This is a genomic window from Vibrio aestuarianus (assembly GCF_012395185.1).
Lineage (GTDB): Bacteria > Pseudomonadota > Gammaproteobacteria > Enterobacterales > Vibrionaceae > Vibrio > Vibrio aestuarianus.
This window is the reverse complement of sequence record NZ_JAAZTU010000033.1, coordinates 22,678-44,124: the sequence shown is the minus strand read 5'-3', so window position 1 is coordinate 44,124 and position 21,447 is coordinate 22,678. Positions and strand designations below refer to the sequence as shown.

Annotated in this window: 22 protein-coding genes and 1 pseudogene; 7 read left to right on the top strand and 16 right to left on the bottom strand. The window is 40.8% G+C overall.

Features of this window, described 5'->3' with window-relative positions; translation table 11 throughout:
* The coding region (locus tag HGG78_RS14935) for a hypothetical protein (protein WP_216835620.1) at window positions 1-180 on the top strand (180 nt) is incomplete at its 5' end.
* A 109-nt stretch (window positions 181-289) separates the two neighbouring features.
* On the opposite strand, the gene manA is transcribed toward HGG78_RS14935, so the two are convergent.
* Window positions 290-1,486: a mannose-6-phosphate isomerase, class I gene (gene manA / locus HGG78_RS14930; protein WP_254068228.1), complete on the bottom strand. Its 1,197-nt coding sequence runs from the start codon at window positions 1,484-1,486 to the stop codon at window positions 290-292.
* A gap of 153 nt (window positions 1,487-1,639) precedes the next feature.
* The gene (locus HGG78_RS14925) at window positions 1,640-3,538 is read right to left on the bottom strand and encodes a PTS fructose transporter subunit IIABC (protein WP_053309888.1); all 1,899 of its coding nucleotides are present in this window, start codon (window positions 3,536-3,538) and stop codon (window positions 1,640-1,642) included.
* Window positions 3,539-3,857: 319 nt separating this feature from the next.
* Here HGG78_RS14925 and HGG78_RS14920 point away from each other — a divergent pair.
* A pseudogene (locus HGG78_RS14920) lies at window positions 3,858-4,711 on the top strand (helix-turn-helix transcriptional regulator).
* Here the strand turns inward: HGG78_RS14920 and HGG78_RS14915 are convergent.
* The 7 genes from HGG78_RS14915 to HGG78_RS14885 all read right to left on the bottom strand — a co-directional run bounded on the left by HGG78_RS14915 (window position 4,708) and on the right by HGG78_RS14885 (window position 9,415).
* Window positions 4,708-5,496 carry a PTS sugar transporter subunit IIA gene (locus HGG78_RS14915; RefSeq protein ID WP_168522301.1) on the bottom strand — a complete coding sequence of 263 codons (789 nt, stop codon included), beginning with the start codon at window positions 5,494-5,496 and terminating at the stop codon, window positions 4,708-4,710. The pseudogene HGG78_RS14920 and the gene HGG78_RS14915 sit on opposite strands and share 4 nt — an antisense overlap.
* Window positions 5,497-5,502: 6 nt before the next feature.
* Window positions 5,503-5,799: a PTS fructose transporter subunit IIB gene (locus HGG78_RS14910; protein WP_053310437.1), complete on the bottom strand. Its 297-nt coding sequence runs from the start codon at window positions 5,797-5,799 to the stop codon at window positions 5,503-5,505.
* Between the two features lie 180 nt (window positions 5,800-5,979).
* Window positions 5,980-6,756 (bottom strand): outer membrane protein OmpV, encoded by a 777-nt coding sequence (ompV, locus tag HGG78_RS14905; protein ID WP_168780599.1) that lies wholly within the window; start codon window positions 6,754-6,756, stop codon window positions 5,980-5,982.
* Window positions 6,757-6,868: 112 nt separating this feature from the next.
* Window positions 6,869-7,807 carry a LysR family transcriptional regulator gene (locus tag HGG78_RS14900; protein WP_053309884.1) on the bottom strand — a complete coding sequence of 313 codons (939 nt, stop codon included), beginning with the start codon at window positions 7,805-7,807 and terminating at the stop codon, window positions 6,869-6,871.
* A gap of 135 nt (window positions 7,808-7,942) precedes the next feature.
* A complete protein-coding gene (locus HGG78_RS14895; protein WP_053309883.1) occupies window positions 7,943-8,239 on the bottom strand; it encodes a putative quinol monooxygenase in 297 nt (98 codons plus the stop codon).
* Window positions 8,239-8,892 (bottom strand): oxygen-insensitive NAD(P)H nitroreductase, encoded by a 654-nt coding sequence (gene nfsB, locus HGG78_RS14890; protein WP_053309882.1) that lies wholly within the window; start codon window positions 8,890-8,892, stop codon window positions 8,239-8,241. Before nfsB ends, HGG78_RS14895 begins: the two co-directional genes overlap by 1 nt.
* A gap of 97 nt (window positions 8,893-8,989) precedes the next feature.
* Window positions 8,990-9,415, bottom strand: coding sequence for a PaaI family thioesterase (locus HGG78_RS14885; RefSeq protein WP_172533360.1), 426 nt, complete (start codon window positions 9,413-9,415; stop codon window positions 8,990-8,992).
* A gap of 38 nt (window positions 9,416-9,453) precedes the next feature.
* Here HGG78_RS14885 and HGG78_RS14880 point away from each other — a divergent pair, with 38 nt between their 5' ends.
* The gene (locus HGG78_RS14880; RefSeq protein WP_053309880.1) at window positions 9,454-9,732 is read left to right on the top strand and encodes a DUF134 domain-containing protein; all 279 of its coding nucleotides are present in this window, start codon (window positions 9,454-9,456) and stop codon (window positions 9,730-9,732) included.
* Here the strand turns inward: HGG78_RS14880 and nqrM are convergent.
* Complete coding sequence (gene nqrM, locus HGG78_RS14875; protein WP_053309879.1) at window positions 9,729-9,932, bottom strand: (Na+)-NQR maturation NqrM; 204 nt, start codon at window positions 9,930-9,932, stop codon at window positions 9,729-9,731. The genes HGG78_RS14880 and nqrM overlap by 4 nt on opposite strands.
* Window positions 9,929-10,402, bottom strand: a complete 474-nt coding sequence (locus HGG78_RS14870) for a NifB/NifX family molybdenum-iron cluster-binding protein (RefSeq protein ID WP_053309878.1) — start codon at window positions 10,400-10,402, stop codon at window positions 9,929-9,931. Before HGG78_RS14870 ends, nqrM begins: the two co-directional genes overlap by 4 nt.
* A 568-nt stretch (window positions 10,403-10,970) precedes the next feature.
* On the opposite strand from HGG78_RS14870, the gene mglB reads away from it, so the two are divergent.
* The 3 genes from mglB (at window position 10,971) to mglC (ending at window position 14,718) form a co-directional block, all read left to right on the top strand.
* Entirely contained in the window at window positions 10,971-11,945 is a 975-nt protein-coding gene (gene mglB, locus HGG78_RS14865; RefSeq protein ID WP_053309877.1) for a galactose/glucose ABC transporter substrate-binding protein MglB, read from the top strand.
* 246 nt (window positions 11,946-12,191) lie between these two features.
* Window positions 12,192-13,700 (top strand): galactose/methyl galactoside ABC transporter ATP-binding protein MglA, encoded by a 1,509-nt coding sequence (gene mglA, locus HGG78_RS14860; RefSeq protein WP_053309876.1) that lies wholly within the window; start codon window positions 12,192-12,194, stop codon window positions 13,698-13,700.
* 10 nt (window positions 13,701-13,710) lie between these two features.
* On the top strand, window positions 13,711-14,718 hold the full coding sequence (mglC, locus tag HGG78_RS14855) for a galactose/methyl galactoside ABC transporter permease MglC (protein WP_053309875.1): 1,008 nt from the start codon (window positions 13,711-13,713) through the stop codon (window positions 14,716-14,718).
* Between the two features lie 58 nt (window positions 14,719-14,776).
* On the opposite strand, the gene HGG78_RS14850 is transcribed toward mglC, so the two are convergent.
* A complete protein-coding gene (locus tag HGG78_RS14850) occupies window positions 14,777-15,706 on the bottom strand; it encodes a LysR family transcriptional regulator (RefSeq protein ID WP_172533359.1) in 930 nt (309 codons plus the stop codon).
* A gap of 128 nt (window positions 15,707-15,834) precedes the next feature.
* On the opposite strand from HGG78_RS14850, the gene HGG78_RS14845 reads away from it, so the two are divergent.
* Window positions 15,835-16,926: an alkene reductase gene (locus HGG78_RS14845; protein WP_172533358.1), complete on the top strand. Its 1,092-nt coding sequence runs from the start codon at window positions 15,835-15,837 to the stop codon at window positions 16,924-16,926.
* A gap of 113 nt (window positions 16,927-17,039) precedes the next feature.
* Here the strand turns inward: HGG78_RS14845 and HGG78_RS14840 are convergent, their stop codons facing one another.
* The 4 genes from HGG78_RS14840 to HGG78_RS14825 form a co-directional block, all read right to left on the bottom strand.
* Window positions 17,040-18,680 carry a phosphoethanolamine transferase gene (locus HGG78_RS14840; protein WP_172533357.1) on the bottom strand — a complete coding sequence of 547 codons (1,641 nt, stop codon included), beginning with the start codon at window positions 18,678-18,680 and terminating at the stop codon, window positions 17,040-17,042.
* 3 nt (window positions 18,681-18,683) lie between these two features.
* On the bottom strand, window positions 18,684-19,040 hold the full coding sequence (locus HGG78_RS14835; protein ID WP_171981066.1) for a diacylglycerol kinase: 357 nt from the start codon (window positions 19,038-19,040) through the stop codon (window positions 18,684-18,686).
* Window positions 19,041-19,275: 235 nt separating this feature from the next.
* Window positions 19,276-20,574 (bottom strand): ATP-binding protein, encoded by a 1,299-nt coding sequence (locus tag HGG78_RS14830; protein WP_172533356.1) that lies wholly within the window; start codon window positions 20,572-20,574, stop codon window positions 19,276-19,278.
* A 59-nt stretch (window positions 20,575-20,633) separates the two neighbouring features.
* Window positions 20,634-21,335 carry a response regulator gene (locus tag HGG78_RS14825; RefSeq protein WP_053309869.1) on the bottom strand — a complete coding sequence of 234 codons (702 nt, stop codon included), beginning with the start codon at window positions 21,333-21,335 and terminating at the stop codon, window positions 20,634-20,636.
* Window positions 21,336-21,447: the final 112 nt, after the last annotated feature.

Below are 21,447 nucleotides of genomic sequence, written 5' to 3'. Positions count from 1 at the left end.
ATCGTGAACTCCGTGATAATGCAATTAAAAAAAGACTTTTATGCGCAGATTGATTCTCCTAAAGAAAGTTCTTCGCCTTCATCTCAAACAACACTTGCCCTTTTGACGGAAGAAGAAATTCAACAACTCGAACAGATCTGGATTGAATTAGCAGTTTGGAAACGAAACCAAAGCCACTAATTAAGAAATTTAACTTTTTAATTCCATCCCAAAATAAAGCGAGCCTAGATAGGCTCGCTTTATTTTTTAGTCATAGAGTAGCACTGCAATAGAGGTAGGAACTGCTTGCTCAGTTATAAGCACGAGCCACTCGGCCCTCAGCAGATAATTGATACTCTCCCGTGTATGCCGGAATAAATACCGAGCAGCCTTTGGCGATGGTAATCTTTTCGCCATTTTGATGAGTTAATATTGCGTCACCATCGATCGGCAAAATAATTTCAGCACTCGTTACTTCCACTGTGACATTATTTGACTGCGGATAAATCGCAAATTTAAAGTCCGTTACTGGCACAGGGAAAAGTAGTGCACCACGTTCTTCTATCGGTTGCAATAACAACGTGGCAGCAGGTTTTTCTTCAAACCGTGTGCATGATGCAAGTTCTGCAATGTCCATATGTTTTGGGGTTAAACCGGCACGCAATACGTTGTCGGAGTTTGCCATGATTTCAAGGCCTGTTCCTTTTAAGTAAGCGTGTGGTGTTCTGGCATCCAAAAACATCGCTTCACCAGGAGCCAAGGTTAATACATTTAACATCAGCGGTGAAAACAAGCCAATATCGCCCGGATATTGCTGAGCAAGCTCTAAAATAAGAGTAAATATTTCGTCGTTTGAGTAGTGATTGGCATGAGTCAGTAGCGCATTAACGGCTTGCTCTTTTTGCTCGCCGGAGAGCGATAATAAGGCAGTAAAGAAATCTTGTAGGCCTTTTGATGTTTGGTTTAGCTCAAATTGCTCAACGAGGTCAGAAATGACGTCAATTTGTAATGCTTGAAAACGTGCTACGATTTCTGAAAGTGCACGAAAGCCATTCATAGCTTGGTAAGGTGTTAATGCGTAAACCAACTCAGGTTTATGGTTTGGATCTTTATAATTACGATGCCCAGCATTGAGTGGAATACCGGCCTTGTTTTCTCTCTCAAAACCGACCTCAGCTTCTTGCTTGCTTGGATGAACTTGAATTGATAGCGCATTTTCTGCGGCTAATACTTTGAATAAATAAGGTAATTCAGCAAATGTTGTGGCAGTTGAAGCGGAAAGGAATGTCGATTTATCTTGGTTGATCAATTCTAACAATGAAATAGATTTACCATCAATTTCAACCTGAGAACATCCGTTGGGATGTGCACCCATCCAAATTTCAGCCTGCGGAGTTTTAGTTGGGTTTGGAATATCAAACAATTGATTGATAGAAGTTGTACTGCCCCAAGCGTAATTTTGAATGACATTGTTCATCAAAAAAAAATGTTGTGGGTTGTTGGTCATTATGGCATCTCACGAAAATCAAAAATAAAGAAAAAAGAGCGAAAACAAGAACTAAAAAACTCCCGAGGTGAAGCGGGAGTACAACATAAACGAAGGAGCATCGCTTTGATTCGCATCAACCACCCCACGGGGGACGGGGTGGTTGGTTAAGTATTATGCTGCTGTTTGTTGTAATTTCTCTTGGCGCATTTTTTTCAGCGTCACACAGATAAGACCAGTAACGACTGCACCGGTTGCCATACACAGAAGGGCAAGTAGCGGTTTGTTCATTGCGCCGAGTAATGCTACTACAGGACCGCCGTGAGCAACACTGTTTGTAATACCAAAAGTGAAAGCCATGACCGCTGCAACCATTGAGCCGAGTACGTTTGCCGGGATTACTGACATCGGATCTTGCGCTGCAAATGGAATGGCACCTTCAGATATACCCACTAAACCCATAGCGCCAGAGGCTTTACCTGCTTCAATTTCTGATGCTTCAAATAAGTTGAGTTTGCGACCAAGTACGGTTGCTAGGGCCATACCCAGAGGAGCTACTGGAATAGCACATGCCATTGCACCCATAAATTGAGTTTGACCGCTAGCAATCATCCCTACAGAGAATAGAAATGCCACTTTGTTGAATGGTCCACCCATATCAAAACCAGCCATCCCACCTAACACAATGCCCAATAGAATAACGTTACCCGAGCTCATATCCGTCAGTAGCGCGTTTAAGCCATCCATTAAGCTTGCGATAGGTGCACCAATAACAAAGATAAACAGGCTAGAGATAAATAACGAACCTGCAATTGGGGCAATCATAATTGGCACAAGTGGTTGCAAAAATTTGTGAAAATGAATGCTGGTTAGCCATTTAATAAAGTAACCCACGAGAAGACCCGCGATAATTGCACCAATAAAACCGGTACCGGCATCTGCACCGTAAAATGAACCATTATTGGCGATCCAACCGCCGATTAAACCTGGAGTTAATGCGGGGCGGTCAGCAATCGCGTATGCGATGTAACCAGCAAGAATCGGGATCATCAATGTAAAGGCAACCACACCCACATTGAGTACTTGGTTCCACAAACTGCCATCAGGAATGGCCATTCCCGCCTCGGTAGGCTCACCACCGATAGCTAGAGCCAAGGCAATCAACAAACCACCCGTAACAACAAATGGGATCATGTGTGACACGCCATTCATTAAGTAGCGGTATAAATCAGAACGCGCTTGCGCCGCTTTGCCTTTTCCATCTGACACATTAGCGCTGGCATCAGCGTTGTATTTAGGGGCATTTAAAGCTTTTTCAATTAAACCTTTTGCATCGCGGATCGGTGCTTTTACACCAGTTTCGACCAGTTTTTTACCAGCAAAACGTGCCATATCGACCTGTTTGTCACACGCAACAATGATGGCGTCTGCTTTGGCAATTTCTTCATCGCTTGGGCTATTTTTCACACCAATAGAGCCGTTGGTTTCTACTTTGATGTGGTAGCCCAGTTCAGCGGCTCCTTTTTCAAGGGCTTCTGCGGCAAGGTAAGTGTGCGCAACACCAGCCGGGCAACCAGTTACCCCAATTAAGAAGCCTTGATCGGCTTTTACCGTGTTTTCTTTCTCAGTTTTGGTCAATAGTAAGGTGAGTGCCTCTTGCTCTGTCGTTGCTGATAAAAATTGTTCAATAAAGCCATCTTCAATCAGCTTAGAAGAGAGTTCAGCAAGCACTTCAATATGATGGTTTGAACCACCGTCTGGTGAAGCAATCATAAAGAAGAGTTTTGATGGTAGGCCATCTTCAGCGCCGTATTCGATGCCCGTTTTGCTAACGCCAATCACAACGGCAGGTTCAATAACGGCAGTGCTTTTAGCATGTGGCAGTGCAACGCCATCTTCAAAACCGGTATTGCCAAGTTCTTCACGGGCATAAATATCGGCTAAGAATTGTTCTTTATCGTTGATACGGCCTTGTTCTGCCAGTACATCGATGAGTTCAGAAAACACCTCATCCTTTGATGTTGCTTGAAGATCAAGACGGATCAATTTCTCATTAATGAGTTGAGTGATCATCGTTCGTTCCCTATATAGTTTTATCGTTATTGTAAATGACGCTTTGTTGACGATATTGTGAACGGATAACGTATGATTCGGTAGTGTACGAAAAATGCATTTACTGGATTATTGTACCCTTAGTTACTAAACGTGATCAGTGTCCTGTTTCTGTTTTTTGATTGTCATCTTAATGATTTTCATAAAACACCTTTAAAATCAGGTGAATATATTGATTTTCTTGTGTTTTTTATAGTTGGTCAAACCAAGCTTATGTTTGGTACAGTATTGATTATTGGATTATAGTTGCATCTCTAATGCGTGTTGTAAGGTTTGTTATGTGATCCCCGTTTTTAAGAATGTCATTGAAGTCCTATTGTCTGAGCGCGAGAGCTTTAATCGAATTTGGTTTGCTAGCGATAACATTACGCCGCCTGCATTTAGCTACCAAGTCAATTTTCCTCGTTTAGAATTAGTAGTCAGTGGGGTATACAGTAATGAAATTGAAGAGGCAGAGCACAATATCGCCAAGGTGAATATTTTAGCAGGGGACGCGCTTTACATTCCGCCAAATTGCTGGAATAAACCGGATTGGGAAGAGGACTGCTCGGTATTGAGTTTATTGTTTGGTCGTCGCCAAATGGGCTTTAGCCTAGTGAGTAAACATAAAGGGGATAGTGGATTTTATGACGTGCAAAAACACAGTATTCCAACCCGAACCGGTCATGCGATTGACCATATTTTAGCAGGCTTAAATGCGTTAGCTCAAGAGCCGACAAAAAGTCCAATGGATGAACATTTACTGCTGGCATTACTAAGCTACAGTGCCACCATGCTTGACCAGCCAGATGCTTCGCCGAAAAACGTAGTGAAGACCTGTACCAAGGTATTTGTATCTATATACAAGAAAACTTTCATCGTAGCATTACGCGCGATAGCATCGCCCATCGCTTTAATATTTCAGCAAACCATCTTTCACGTATGTTTCGCCAGCAGGGTCACATGACATTGGCTGACTATATCGCTTGGGTACGAATTGAACGGGCCAAATTCATGTTAAAGAAATACGCATTTCGCCTGAACGAAGTAGCAACGCGCTGTGGGTTTCTCGATGTCAATTATTTCTTTCGTGTCTTTAAAAACAAAACAGGAATGACACCGTCGGAATACCGTGCAACGGTCAATAATACTTAGTTAGCGAAGCTTTCTTCTTTCACCATTACGTGCAGCAAAATAGCTTTTATGGTTTCCTCGCGTTGTGCATCTATCAACAATTGTCGGTGATCCTGATCTAATAACCAGCGAGTTAATTTTGTGATTGGTTTTAAAACAGTCTTATCACAAGCGGAAGGCAAAAGCAGGGTAATGATCATGGAGACCGGGCTTAATGTAGCTGACCAATTCAATTCATTATCTACGACGTGAACTGCTAATGTTGGGTGTGTAATGCTAGGGTGCATAATATGAGGTAGAGCGATACCAGAGCCAATGAGTGTTGATGAGACGGTTTCTCGTTGTTCAAGTGCTTGCAGAATGTCAATCGGATTGTGGGGCACGAGTTGTTGTGAAATCTCATAAAGAGCGGTTTGCTTTGTCGGGCAAGAAAGTGAATTTGAATAATGCCACTTTAACGAAAAAGGCAGTTTAAAAGCAGAATGTGTATTGAAAATATGTTCGGCGTGACGGTTTTGTTTATGGGATGTAGAGATTAACAGTGAGTGATCACGTAAATATTCAGTGATTACCATACATGCTAACTCAGCATCCAACCCTTCTATCGCGATCTGGCATAAGTCACCAGGATTTGACCCCATACTTAAGACTTGCAGCGTATGTGTAAGTAGTGCTTTTTTATCTCTGGTGAGGTTGAATACCACCACCACTGAGCGGAAATGATGGCTTAACGTCTTCAGCTCATTGAGCTGCCAACCGACTAACCCGTTAGGTTTTAAGACAAAATTGATTCGGGTGGTGATCATGGATACTTACAGATAACGGTCAAGCACAGACTGAACATTTGTTAGAACTTCTTCAATCGAAACTTGAATAGTTTTACAGCCAGCAAAACGCTCACGTCGCTCTATTTCAATGTCAGAGGCAATTAAAATAAGATCAGCACTGACAATATCTGAAACGGTGAGTGGGTTCTCTACGCCCATCGCCCCCTGTGTTTCTACTTTGATAGATAAGTGACGTTTTGCTGCTTCTTTTTTCAAGGCATCAGCCGCCATATAGGTATGAGCAATACCTGTTGGACAAGCGGTAACCGCTATAATTTTCATAACATTAAAATGAGTAGGGAAATAATAAGTGAGTATAAGGAGGTTAGAAGCTAGGCTCAACCTAAGTTCAGAGTTAAAGCTGTTATCTGCATCAAATAACAGTAATCCCACATTTAGCGGGATTACTTTCTTGAAGCTAACTACAAGGTCACAGAGAGTAACGGAAACCTTGTTTAGCCATTAGAAGTGATAGGCGACAGTGGCGCCAAATAGCCATTGATTTGCACTGTCGACCAACGGCGAATCGGAAATATCTGAGCCTAAACGAGTGTAGGTAGTAGTTTGAGTGACTTCCCAGTTTGTTGAAAGAGGCAGTATCATTTTATAGCCAAGGTTATAAGCAAAGTCGCTTCCACCTTCGTATGCTTTACGAGTTGAGTTGGCTTCTTTATCTTTAACGCCAAAGTAATAGTCTACATAGTCTGAGCTTTGATAAGTGACGCCTGCAAAAGGAACAAGATCCAATTTTCCTAGGTTCATAACATGGAAATATTTCACTCCAGCTAGGTAACCGCCATAAGCATTGGTCACATCATGTTGGAAATAGGTAGAAATGGTACCTTGTGGGCTTACGGCAAAGTCTACATTAAGGCCAAGGTCTAGACTGATATCACGTTTATCCATGCTTTTTAAGATGTCTGCATCGTCGCTTTTGTAGCCTAAGGCGCTGCTACCGAGGTAGGCGCTGACATTAACAGTATCTCCAGTTTGTCCTAAAAAGCGGTAGTTGATTCCACCAAAGTCAACGTTTAAATCTTCACCGTGGTAACCAAAGTTGAGTAGTGGCGCGACGGTATGATCTTGCCCTTTATACAGTTTGCTACCGATAACCGCTCCAGCTTCTGCAACCCAACGACCTTCGTGAGTATAGATCTGACCGTTTCTAATGTATGTTTCAGCTGCGAATGCTTGTCCGGTAAGGAGTGTCGTTGCAACGAGAAGAGTCAGTTTTTTCATGCCTGAAATATCCTATAGTGTGGTTTGTTTATGTTATGGACACTGTACAAAATGAGAATGCAAAAAAATATCGACACTTTGTATGGATATGTCATTCATGTGTCATGAATCGTTATTGTCCGCCAGCATTTCCATTCATAAAATGAATGGTATGACGTAATTGTTGTTCACATTTTTGTTGAAGAAATTGGTGAAGTGCACGCGTTGTCGGACTCATTAAGCGTTTATCGGCACAAACCAAATAAACAGGCGTTACTTCACTTTGCCAATCGGGGAGGAGCGAGATTAACGACCCATCTATAAGATCTTGGCTAATGTCGAGCAGCGATTTGTAAGCGACTCCTTTCCCTTTTATAGCCCATTGCCTTACGGCGTCACCATCATTCGCGGCTAATTGCCCTGATACTGAAACCGTCTCAACTTGACCGTTTTTCCAAAATACCCATTTATTGTGATAACTGCCAGAAAGCATAAAACATAAACAGTGATGCGAGAGTAAATCAGTGGGTTGCACAATTTGGGGGCTATTTTTTATGTAAGTGGGTGATGCACAAGCGACACGAATATTTTCTTTGCACAGTGGTAGTGCTACAAGGTTTGAATCGGGTGGAATACCATAGCGAATAGCAACATCAATTGGTTTACTGTACATATTGGTAATACTGTCAGAGAGCTCTAAGCGGATAGAAACTTTCGGGTGCATGGTCATGAATTCATCCAACCAATCCAACAGTTGATTGCGTCCGAGGTCGGAAGGTGCTGAAAGGGAAATGGTGCCAGAAAGTTCACCTTTTGCTTCCGAAATCATATCTAAGCCATCTTGTAAAATCTGTAATGCGCTGGTGGTTTGAGTAAGGAAAATGTCGCCTTCGGCGGTGAGTCGCAAACTTCGTGTTGATCGCACAAACAGAGCGAAACCAAGCTGTGATTCGAGTCGTTTAATTGCTGCGCTTACAGCCGCAGGCGTTAAATTCAGGCCATGAGCAGCTTGTGAAAAGCCGCCTTGTCTTGCCGTTTCAACAAAAATATTTAGATCGTTTAAGGCTTTCATTGGTAGGACTTTCTAGTTGGTGTGATAGCCATAACAACATAAAGAGAGTGGTTTGCAAAGTCTGATAATTGAAGAGCAATGAGTTGTAGTTTGTCAGGCGACAACTCATTAAGCTTATTAGAAACATTTAGCTATTTAAGCAATGAATATCAATGGGCGTGGCTGTATATACTCGATCAACGCTTCTTCATTGACGATAGCAAGAAAATGCTGAAAATGTTTGCTTTGTTGATGCTGAAGTAATGATGCTTCAGAACACCAAATTTCTTGCATTACAAACAAGCCGTCAATGGATTGATCTCGGTAAAGCTCATATTGACAGCAACCTGTTTCTGCACGAGAAGGCTCCAATAATTCGGTAAGCAGTCTTTCAACTCTTTTTTCATTACCCTGACTAGCTTTGATTTCCGCGATTAGATTCACACTTGCCATTAGCACTCCGTGATAATTGTTGTTTCAGGCCAGCGAGATTTAGGCAGCTTGGCATTGAAGTCTTCTTCACTGCGGTAACCTAAAGGAACAATCACAACACTAGACAAGCCTTGTTCTCTTAAAGCGAACGCTTCGTCAAGCACTTTGGCATCGAAGCCTTCAATTGGTACTGCATCAATGCCTAATGTAGAGACACCTAGTAGTACTGTACCAACGTTCAAATAAACTTGTTTTTCCATCCAATGTTGAGCATCTTTTAAGTCAAATCTGTGCATGTTGACAAAGTAAGAACGACCTCTGTGTTGACCTTGCTTTGCCTCATCATTGGAAAATCGCCCATCTTGGTCTTCAACTTCAAGTAGATCAAGTAAGTAATTTTCATCAATACTGGTTTTCGCGCAGAAGACTAAAACGTGAGAGGCGTTAAGGATTTTCCCTTCGTTAAATGAGTAGAAGCCTTGTGTCGCTTGTGCCACTTTTTGCTTGGCTTCATCACTGCTTGCGAGAATGAAATGCCAAGGTTGAGCGTTGGTACTCGAAGGGCTAAAACGGATCAGCTCTTTAATTTCAGCAATGTGCTGGTCAGAAATACGTTTTGTTGAGTCAAAGGCTTTGGTTGAATAACGAGTTTTCGCATGAGCGGTTATGTTCATCATATATCCTTGTTTCTAAATAGGTAGCTTATTGTTGATATACAATAAGCTACCTTGTGAGCATGAAACAGTGCTCCTGTTCATCATCACTTTCAAATTATTTTTTAAAATACTCGTTATTCCCTTGGCACATGAACTTGGCAGTAGCGGTTGAAAGGCATTGTTCACCACAAAATATCGAACTATCAAGATAGTAAATCGTTCGTTTTTGTTTAATGAGCGTTGCTTCAACCGTGAGCGATTGGTAAAGGGGCACTGGAGAAAGATATCTTACGGTTAATTCTGCTGTCATGGCGTGGATATCTTTAGCAAATAAACAATGAGTCATTGCCGAATCATGCAGGGTGTTGATCAACCCTCCTTGCATTACGCCGCGATAGCCTTGCATCTTTTCAGTTGCTACAATCTGTGCGGTCACACGATCATCAGTTAACGACTGAAATTCAATAGGTTGGTGATTTGAAAAAAAAGGTTCGCAACAAACTGCGCAGTGACAATGGTGTGGTGGATGCTGAATCAACATAATGTTTCCAATCTATGAATGAGGAGTAGGAACAGATAATGGCTAGACCGAAAAAAGCACGTAATATTTGTGGGCAGGCTGCATATGCTTGTTTCAAACCCAATGGCGTTAAGCTTACAGAGTTAGCTCAGGTCGATTTGCTGCCGGAAGAGTTAGAAGCACTACGGCTGGCAGACAAAGAAGGGCTAAGTCAATTAGATGCAGCGACTCAAATGGGCGTATCAAGACAAACGTTTGGTAATATTGTTAATCGTGCCCGAAGCAAAGTCGCTACTTGCCTAGTGGAGGGATGCGCACTGATGCTTGTTCAATACTAGCCATGTGATGTAGGTTCTTCAATTTGATAGAGTACTTTTTGGTGCTCATCGCATACATCAACACAATTGCATTCTCGCTCAATATCAATATTAGCCAGTCCACCACAGCTACCTTGTAAAGATTTTCTGCGAAATAAAACGCCCAGTGCCATCAATACAATCAAGCCAACAAAAAGCACAAATGCTAACAGGTAAGTCATACTGTTTCCCTGCTAATCACATTCAATTTAAGTACTTTTTTTAATGCAACCATGGTCCGAGGAGAAAGCTTATTATTGAGGCTATTCTTGGTATGGCACTCTTTTTTACTAGCACATGTTTTTTTTGCTTTATTCGGTGACGGTTTGCCAAAAGCAAGATCAGTCACTGGTTGCAGCTGATTTGGGTTAAGTGAAGATAGAACGCTCCCTCTCGGAGCTTTATATACAGCAATGTTTTTATTGAAGAGTGCTGACAACATATTTTGTCCAATACTACGGACAATGACGGCATCGACGTGATGATGGTTTAGAATATTAAATAATGTTTTTTTCTTGCCACAGTTTTCCTTTGAAAGCGGTACATCAATTAACGTACTAGTTGATTTTACATTATCTACAATCATCAATTGTGGTGCTTTAGCAAAGTGATTGAAGAGGGCGTTTTGCTGGCAAGGGATCGCGTAAATCATAAGAACTCCTAAAATTCGCATTTCGTTTTCAAGTCAATATACTCTCTATTTTTGGCATATGCCAATAACAATGAGGTGAAAAATTAGAATTCATGGATGAAAACAGCGCGTAAAATTATTTGGATATAGCAAATAGACCGAGTATTACTTGTCAAGTTTTCCTCAATTGTTTCACGTATGTAACAATTTTAATCTACACTTTGTCAGCTACAAACCCATGAATCTTGATTGCATATACATAATATTAAGTGTAAACGTTAACATTTGGTTATTTGAGAGTTTGAACGTAATTGTTTGTTCATTTGGCTAAGAAAACGAGAATATGATCTCGCTGTTACATTGCGTTACGTAGCCTTACTTAATTTTGCAGGTCTCATCAAATTATTTACATAAAAACTTACAATTTGACACGTTCGCCATCAAAATTTTAACCAGTTCACATTAATTGTTCTTATTATTACTATACTTCGAAAGGTAAACGTTTTCACTGATGCCTTTTTTATCAGTTAGATAGCGTTTTCCCCCTACATATAACGTAATAACAACACTAACAAATAGGACTTGTTCAATGAGAAAGTTAACTACTTTAGCAATGCTTGCTGCCGGTATGAGTTTTGGTTCTCAAGTAATGGCTGATACAACAATCGGTGTTACTGTTTATAAATATGATGACAACTTCATGTCGGTTGTGCGTCAAGCCATTGAGAAACAAGCAGACGGCGACAGTGATACCAAAGTTTTGATGAATGATTCTCAAAACAGCCAATCCATGCAAAATGACCAAGTAGATGTAATGCTCGCACGCGGTGTTAAAGCCCTTGCTATCAACCTTGTAGACCCTGCGGCAGCACCGAGTATCATTAGCAAAGCGAAAATGGACGATGTTCCAATCGTTTTCTACAACAAAGAACCAAGTGCGAAAGCGTTGGCTTCCTATGACAAAGCGTATTATGTGGGTACGGATTCTAAAGAGTCTGGCATCATCCAAGGTGACTTAATTGCTCAACATTGGAAGGCAAATCCATCATGGGATAAAAATGGCGATGGTGTTCTTCAATATGTCATGTTGAAAGGTGAACCAGGCCATCCAGATGCAGAAGCTCGTACATCTTACTCAGTGAAAATGATCAATGAAAACGGCATCAAAACTGAAGAACTTCACATGGATACTGGTATGTGGGATACCGCAATGGCAAAAGACAAAATGGATGCATGGTTGTCAGGCCCTAACGGTAGCAAAATTGAAGTTGTTATTGCCAACAATGATGGTATGGCAATGGGTGCAATCGAAGCATTACGTGGCGCAGGTGCAACAGTTCCAGTATTTGGTGTAGATGCCTTGGCAGAAGCACTTGCATTGGTTAAATCTGGCGATATGGCTGGTACAGTATTAAACGATGCTGATTCACAAGCGAAAGCGACATTTGAATTAGCGCGTAACCTAGCGAACGGTAAACCTGTAACAGAAGGCACTCAGTGGGAAATGAAGGACAAGATTGTCCGCGTTCCTTACGTAGGTGTTGATAGATCTACGCTTGAGTAATCTAATTTAAAGGGGGAGTTATTCCCCCTTTATCCCAATGCAGCGTGTTTATTCAATCAATTATCGAGAGACCATTCATATTTTAAACTGCAGAGATGTTAGTGGCGTTCATTGCTCATAATTACATAGTTTTTCTATGTTAATGGGAATGATTCTATGCTCTGCTTAATCGAAAGTTTAATTTGTTTGGTTATAGTAAAATAAGCGTAATTGATAATAACAACCTAAAATGAAATAAGTGATGCCATGGTAAATCAAGAACATGAATTTCTGTTAGAGATGACAGGAGTGAGTAAAGAGTTTCCTGGGGTTAAGGCATTAGATAAAGTAAATTTAAAAGTTCGACCACACTCTATTCATGCATTAATGGGAGAAAATGGAGCAGGGAAGTCGACACTATTAAAATGCCTATTTGGAATTTACGAGAAGAATGAAGGTGATATTATATTTCTAGGCGAGCATGTTAATTTCCAATCGTCTAAACAAGCTTTGGAAGCTGGTGTTTCCATGGTACACCAAGAATTAAACCAAGTATTACAGTGCTCGGTTATGGACAATATTTGGTTGGGTCGCTATCCAAAAAAAGGGTTATTTGTTGATCACGATAAAATGTATCGTGATACCAAAGAAATCTTTGATGAATTAGATATTGATATTGACCCAAAAATTAAAGTGGCGAAATTGTCAGTTTCTCAAATGCAGATGGTCGAAATTGCCAAAGCATTTTCTTATAACGCTCGTATCGTGATCATGGATGAGCCAACTTCATCTTTGACTGAGAAAGAGGTATCGCATCTCTTTACTATTATTAAGAAGTTAAAAGAGAAAGGCTGTGGCGTGGTTTATATCTCACACAAAATGGAAGAGATTTTCGCCATTTGTGATGAGATTACGATCCTACGTGATGGGCAATGGGTAGACACTCGACCACTGCAAGGTCTAGATATGGACAAAATCATCTCGATGATGGTTGGTCGAGAACTTACTCAACGCTTCCCTGTAAAAACAAACGTACCCAAAGAAGTGATTTTAGAGGTTAAAAACTTAACAGCGCTGAACCAACCTTCGATTCAAGATGTTTCATTTGAACTAAGAGAAGGTGAAATTCTCGGTGTCGCTGGGCTTGTTGGTTCAAGGCGGACTGATATAGTCGAAACGATTTTTGGGGTACGTGAGCGCAGTGGTGGGCATATTGTTTTACACGGTCGTGAAATGAAAAACCGAGATGCTCATGAAGCCATTAATAACGGTTTTGCTTTAGTGACTGAAGAGCGTCGATCAACGGGAATATACGGCAATCTAGATATCACTTTTAATTCCTTAGTCGCTAACGTTGATGAATACAAAACCAAATTGGGATTGTTGAGCAACAAAAAGATGAAAAGCGATACTCAGTGGGTGATTGACTCCATGAGTGTAAAAACACCATCGCATGAAACATCGATTGGTTCCTTGTCTGGTGGTAACCAACAAAAAGTAATTATTGGTCGTTGGTTATTAACCCAACCTGAAATATTAATGTTAGATGAGCCTACTCGTGGTATTGATGTGGGTGCTAAATTTGAAATATACCAGTTGATATTGGAATTAGCGAAGAAGAATAAAGGTATTGTTATTATTTCTTCTGAAATGCCAGAGCTGTTAGGTATTACTGACCGAATTTTGGTTATGAGTAATGGCCGTGCCGCAGGGATCGTTAATACTAAAGACACTTCACAGAATGAAATATTAGAGCTGGCCTCTCGTTACCTCTAGGGAAATTATTATGGATTCGGTTAAAACATTTGCAATGAAGCACCTTAAGGAAGGTGCGATCTATGCGGTTCTATTTATTCTTCTTGCTATTATTATTATTCAGGAACCTTCATTTTTAAGCTTGCGCAACTTCAGTAATATTTTAACGCAATCTTCTGTGCGTGTTATTATTGCACTCGGAGTAGCTGGTTTAATTGTTACACAAGGTACTGACCTTTCAGCGGGTCGCCAAGTTGGTTTGGCTGCAGTTATTTCAGCCACACTTTTACAGTCGATTGATAACGTGAATAAAGTATTTCCAAGTATTGGTGAAGTGCCAATTATTGCGGTGATACTTTGTGTGTGTGCTATTGGTGCAATCCTTGGTTTGGTCAATGGTATTATTGTTGCTTATTTAAAAGTGACTCCATTTATCGCGACCTTGGGTACGATGATTATCGTATATGGTGTGAACTCATTGTACTACGACTCGGTAGGTGCTTCACCGATTGCTGGTTTTGATGAGCGTTTCTCTACATTTACCCAAGGGTTCATCCGGTTTGGTGACTTTAGGTTCTCTTACATAACCTTTTACGCCATTATCGCGATTATCTTTATGTGGATTTTGTGGAACAAAACAGTTTTCGGCAAAAACATTTTTGCTGTCGGCGGTAACCCAGAAGCGGCGAAAGTCTCTGGTGTTAACGTACCAATGACACTGCTTAAAGTGTATGCGTTGTCCGGTGTGTTCTATGCCTTTGGTGGTATGTTAGAAGCTGGCCGTATTGGCAGTGCCACGAATAACTTAGGCTTCTTGTACGAGCTTGATGCGATCGCAGCATGTGTGGTAGGCGGTGTTTCGTTTGCTGGTGGTGTTGGTAGTATTGCAGGCGTTGTGACTGGGGTACTTATTTTTACTGTTATTAACTATGGTATGACGTATATCGGCGTAAGCCCTTACTGGCAGTACATTATTAAAGGTGGCATTATCATCTTTGCTGTTGCCTTGGATTCAATGAAATACGCAAATAAAAAATAATTACCTACCTGAGCGTCACGGTTAGTGGCGCTCTTTTCTATCTTATGTAAACTCTCTTTTAATCTTTTGATATACCGAGTGTTTCAAAATAAATCAATATTTCTTCAATCAACGCTTTTATTCGAGAAGGTTGATGTTCTCTATTTGGGTAAATCAAATGTAAATCAGACCCAGAAGTGAGATCCGCTGCATGAAAGCTTTGATGGTAATTATCTAATACGGTAACAAGTCTTCCTGATGTTAAGTCAGCTTGGATATCTAGTTGGGATTTGAGGGCGATTCCCGCACCTTCAGTCGCCCATTGGCGGATGATGCCACCATCATTAGAAAGTCGTGCCGGTTTTATAAGTACATCTTGCTGTATATTATTGTCATAGAATGACCAGCGAGTCAGTGATTCGTTACCACGAACCATGCCTAAACAACGGTGATGCTTAAGATCATCCGGAACCTGTGGAATACCATGTTGCTTTAAATAATTAGGTGATGCGCATAATACACGTCGGTTTTGGATTAATTTTCTTGAAATTAATTGACTATCTTTCAGTGATCCATAACGAAGTACTAAATCGAGTTTTGATTCATAGAGACCTAAAATCGTATCGCTAAAAGTAATATGTGGAATAACTTTAGGATGCTTGAGCAAAAATTTATCTACTATTGGTAATAGATGCTGGCGACCCAGATCTTTAGGTGCAGAGATCCTAATACTACCTTCAAACTGTGTTTTCTCTGTTAATAGTGATGATTCTAACTCAGCAATATTGGCTAGCGTTTGTTGGCTAAGCTGGTAAAAATGTTCTCCAGCTTCGGTGAGCGCAATTTTACGCGTTGTTCTTTGAAGCAGTTTTACACCGTAGTACTGTTCTAATTCTTTGAGTTTTACGGTGACAGATGCAGCTGAGATGTTTAAGGACTTGGCTGCTGCAGCTAACCCTTGGTGCTCTACAATGGCGACAAACAATTCCATATTAGCCAATTTATTCATCTTTTCTGCTCCCCTTTATGCTTATTGTTTATTAAATCTAAATACTATTTTTAAAATTTACTAGATTATTAATCATTTCTTTTGTTTTAACCTTATTACACTGAGTTTGATGACATAGAGACTAATTAATGAGCAAACTATTTTCTTCCGCATCTTTGAATGCATTTGACGTTCAAAACCGTATTGTTATGGCGCCTATGACGAGAGCAAGAAGTAGCCAGCCGGGTAATGTACCGAATGAGATGATGGCGGAATATTACGCACAACGCGCAAGTGCAGGCCTTATCATCACTGAAGCGACGCAAATTTCCGACGATAGCCAAGGTTACTCATTTACTCCTGGTGTTTATACGCCAGCGCAGGTTGTTGGTTGGAAAATGGTAGCCACAGCTAGCCAAAAAAAAGGCGCTAAAATTTTTAATCAGCTGTGGCATGTCGGGCGAGTATCTCATCCAGTTTTTCAAAATGGAGAAAAACCGATGGCACCATCTGCTATCGCACCTATAGACACGAAAGTGTGGATAGCCAATCAAGATGAAGCAGGGCTGATGATTGATTGCATTGAACCTAGGGAAATGACCCACCAAGATATCCAGCGTGTCATCGCTGATTTCACTCACGCTGCTACAAATGCCATTGATGCGGGATTCGATGGTATAGAAATTCATGGTGGAAATGGATATCTGATAGATCAGTTTTTGCGAACTAATTCCAATAAACGAAATGACCAATATGGTGGCAGTCGAGAGGATCGTTTACGTTTTTTAATAGAGGTGGTGACATCGGTTATTGATGCTATCGGTGCGGATAAAGTTGGCGTAAGACTCGCACCTTACATTACATTTAAAGATATGGATTGCCCTGACATTGTACCAACCATTTTGCAAGCAGCTGAACAATTGCAGGCCTTGAATATCGCTTACCTGCACCTTTCAGAGGCAGATTGGGATGATGCACCGAAGATCCCCGAAAATTTTCGCCGCCATTTACGTGAAGTTTTTAGCAACACTATTATTGTTGCTGGACGATATGATGTGAAAAGAGCTAACGAAATACTTGATGCTGGCTATGCAGATTTGGTCGCTTTTGGGCGCCCATTTATTGCAAACCCAGATTTAGTTGAGCGACTAAAAGAGGGAGTTCCGTTAGCTGAGCTTGATCCAACGACACTATTCGGCGGAGATGCTAAAGGGTATACAGATTATCCAAGTCGCAGCTAGGTCGTGTTGGCCTTTTTCTATCTTTTGAACGCTAATGAACCTAATCATTTAACGCAGAGGCTCCATTTGGAGCCTCTCTTACATCTATTGTCTCAATTGAATGCTGACTTGGGTTAGCTGCGACAGTTTGCGAACAGATCCATATGTGGATTATAAACTTCGGTGGTGATATCCATGATGCCAAGCATTGAATGGAACAGATTATCTTGTGAATAGGTTTTTTGTTGAGCATTATTCCGTAAACAGGTTGTATTGAGTGATTTTTCTCGCTCAAAACCAGGGGATGTCCAAAACATCATTGGAACTTGCGTTTGATATGCTGGTGCCAAGCCATAAGGCATACCGTGCAAGAACAAACCGTTTTCACCGAGTGACTCACCGTGATCAGAAATGTAAATCAATGCAGTATTGTATTTATCTTCTAATGTTTTGAGTTTTTCGATGGTTTGGGCAATAACGTAATCGGTATACAAGATGGTGTTGTCATATGTATTGATTATTTGATCAACAGTGCAGTTCTCTATATCCGCTCGCGGGCAATCAGGTTGAAATACCTTTTTGTCTTGCGGATAACGTTGAAAATACGTTGGGCCATGGCTGCCAATTAAATGCATGAGCAACATACGGTTACCCTGCATTTTGTCGATATTCTTCTCGAAATTTTCTAGCATAGCCATGTCATAGCAGGTCTGTCCATTACACAGCTCATCAACGCGGCTGCGATCAATTTCGATTTTGTCGATGTTTTTGGCTACATTCTTGTCACCACCATCATTTTCAATCCAGAATAAACCAACCTGTGCACGCTTCAATATATCCAAAAAGTTATCTTGGTTATCCGCGGCTTGGCGACTGTAATTATCACGAGTAAAAGACGAGAACATACAAGGGACAGATACCGCTGTTGCTGTACCACAAGAGCTGACATCTTGAAATGAAATAACGTCGAGTGCTTTGGTGTAGCTATTGGTTGGTCGATTATAGCCATTGAGCTGATAGTTTTGTGAACGAGCCGTTTCGCCAAGTACAAATACCACTAAGGTCGGTTTATCTGTCGCAGCAGATAGAGCTTGTGGCATTTGTTTGGCATCTAACCCTATTTCTCGATAAATAATCGGTGTCGCTAAATACGTACGATGTACATATTTCCCAATGCTATATACAAGCTGTGTTGGGATAATAAGCTGTCTTAAATAAGAGTTGTTACGGCCAACCGAGGCATAGTCTTGATAATACATCATTGCGACAGTGCCAATCACTACCAAAGAAATGGCCATGGAGGTCAACTTTCGCAAAATCAGATTGAAGAATGACTTGTTTTTTTGAATCGGAGTGATGATTAGTAGTAGGGTTGGAATTATTCCCATGCCGATCATCCATACCAAAGAGTACAGACTAAAATAAGAGTTCGCTTCACTGCTATCGGTTTCTACAATGTTGGCTATCATGTCCGAATCAAACAGAGTGCCATAATTAAAACCAGCGTAACTGACGGCAGCTGACAATAGGATTAAAAGCGCGAAAAAGGGTTTGGTGAGCCAAGGCCAGCTAAATAGATTAAATAAGAAATTAAATGTGGCCAAAAAGAAGATTGGAATTGAAATAACAAAACCAATTTTTACCCCGTCTAATTTACTCAAAACATCACTGAGCGCAGAATAAACTGGAAGGTTAACAATGACTACAAAATATAACGCAAGACAAAAACTAATGCCTACGTAAGAGAGGTTAATTCCTTTGAATGATCTATGCATTGATTACACCAAAATAAAACACCATGTGAATGCTGCGAAAATTAATGCAACGAGAACGGCGGCAGAGCCGATATCTTTTGCCCGTCCACTCAGTTCATGCCATTCACTACCGACTCGATCAACCACAGCTTCGATGGCGGAGTTCATCAATTCAACAAGCACGACCAATACCAAGCTGCCAATCATTAATAGCTGTTCTATTTTCGTGACAGGGAGAAAGAATGTAAGCGCGATTAATAAAAGAGAAGCAACCACTTCTTGCCTAAAGGCTGCTTCATTCTGCCATGCAGCATGAAGACCTTTCATTGAATAACCGGTGGCATAAAAGAGACGACTGATACCTGTACGACCTGGTTTCATAGTTCAAACAACCTAGTAATAATTATGTGGGAAATAAGATTAAATTAGACTAGCACCATAAGTGTGAAAAATTTGTTGAGGAAAAATCACCCTTTTAGTGTAGTGAGATTAATTGTGCAGTGTTTTTTTGTTAGTCGGTAGTGTTGGTTTGTATGGATTCGTCAGGAAATGTCATTTTGGGAATACAATCATACTTTTAATTGGCTCTCTGTTGCTTGCCGTTTAGCACTAACCTTTATTTTGAATAGGGTAGGAAAATCGTGAAACAAGCACCACCTAGAGGGCTGGTTGAAACGGAAACCTTACCGTGATGGCGCAGGACAATCTGTTTAACTATGGCAAGTCCCAAACCAAACCCTGAGTGTTTTTCTCCCCGAGAAGAATCTGCACTATAAAAGGCATCGAAAATAAAAGGCCAATGTTTCTCTTCTATGCCTCGTCCATCATCATGAACACAAATAAGAAGTTGTTTGTTATCGGGAGAGAGCGAGAGAGAAACGCCAATTTTCCCTTGAGCATACTTTTGTGCATTACCCAATAAATTGTCGAGTGCCCTTTTGAGAAGATACGGGTCTGCGGTGAGCGTGAACAAGGTTTTTGGCTGAGTATATTCAATATGATTTGATGAGTCGGTTCTCCACTTATCAAGCAACGGTTCAAGCCAACTATTAAGCGGTATGGGTTGAATATTCAGTTCACTTTCTGGACGTTCTACTTTTGCATAGTATAGAAGCTCATTTACCATGGTTTCCATTTCTTCTGTATCTTCAATGATACTAGCGACTTTGGTGGCTTGTTTGGGCGTTAACTGATAATCCGCAAGCATTTCGGCTTGCCACTGAATACGGAAGATTGGTGTTCTGAGTTCATGGGCGATGGCATTGGTCAGCGCTTTATTACTGGTAACTAAATCTGAAATTTTGTCTGCCATGAAGTTGAAACTCCGATTTAAGGAACCAACCCGTTTGTTGCTATCAATGGAGGCTCTAGCCGTTAGATCCCCACTTGCAAAGGCGAGCGTTACTTTTTCTAATGCACGTACACGACGACTTAAGAACCAAATAAAGACTACGCAATAGAGTGCGAAGCCAACCAACAAAAAAATTAGAGTGATATTGTCACTAAAGTTGATAGCTTGACGAAGAGGTGTATTTAAATCTGGTTTGAGTTGATAAATATCAGAGCCTAAATGGACTCGAAACCACAGATTTCTATCATTATCATGGAAAGTATAAGCTTGAGAGTGGTCATGAAAAAAAAATTGACTGATATCCGAAGGTAATTCTTGCGTTGAAAATTTGGTGAGTATCTGCCTCGTTTTCTGTGCATATTTTTCGACAGCCGCTACAGCCGATTCATCCCCTTCATGTTGATAAATTACTTCTATGAGGTCGTGCCAAGCCTCAGCCTGATAATCGGCTAACACATAATCATAATCGGTATTGAGCTGATAGATGACGACCTCAATCGTCGCTAAACTTGCGATAAAAAACAGTACTAGTCCTACAAAAGACTCAATATAAATACGGCGCATAACAAGGCTCTTTTAAAAAATATGTTTTTTAATGGAACTGTTTTTATCAATCAGACGGTTTACCACGTATCAGGGACGAAAAGATAACCTTTTCCTCTGACTGTAATAATACGTTTGGGAGGGGAAGAGTCGTCCCCCAATTTTTTACGTAAAAGGACAATTTTATTGTCAACGGTTCGATCAATACCATCATATTCAATTCCACGTAACGCTTTGGTAAGAATATCACGAGACAGCACTTGATCCGGTTCTGAAGCAAGTAGCCAAAGTAAATCGAACTCACTGTCAGTCATTGCAATAGCTTCACCATTTAGTTCACAGATATGGCGAGATTGATTCAAGGTTAATTTACCATATTCAAGTGTTCCCTTAATCGGCTGACTGGTTTGTACCTCTTGGCGTCTTAGTAACATACGCATACGTGCTAGTAGCACACGAGGCTTAATCGGTTTGGTGACAAAGTCATCCGCCCCAATTTCTAGTGCAGCGACATGGTCAAAATCGTCATCACTTGCCGTCAACATCAATATCTTACCTTTATATATTGAACGGATCTGTCTACAAATTGTCAGGCCATCGTCACCGGGAAGCATAAGGTCGAGCAGAAGTAAGTCGGGTTGTAGAGTGTTGATGACATCACTCGCATTGCTTCCTTCAGCTAAACTCGTCACATGAAACTCTTTATCTTCAAAGTATTCCGTTAACATTTCTCTCAATTTTTGGTCATCTTCGACGATGAGCAAGGAATATTTTTCTGTCATGAAAACCTTAGAGCTCTAGTCTGACAATATTTGTCAATTTTCAATATTGCGGTAATCATAACGCAAAGGCCTAGCAATTTCGCTAGGCCTTTTTATGGTTGGATGAGTTATC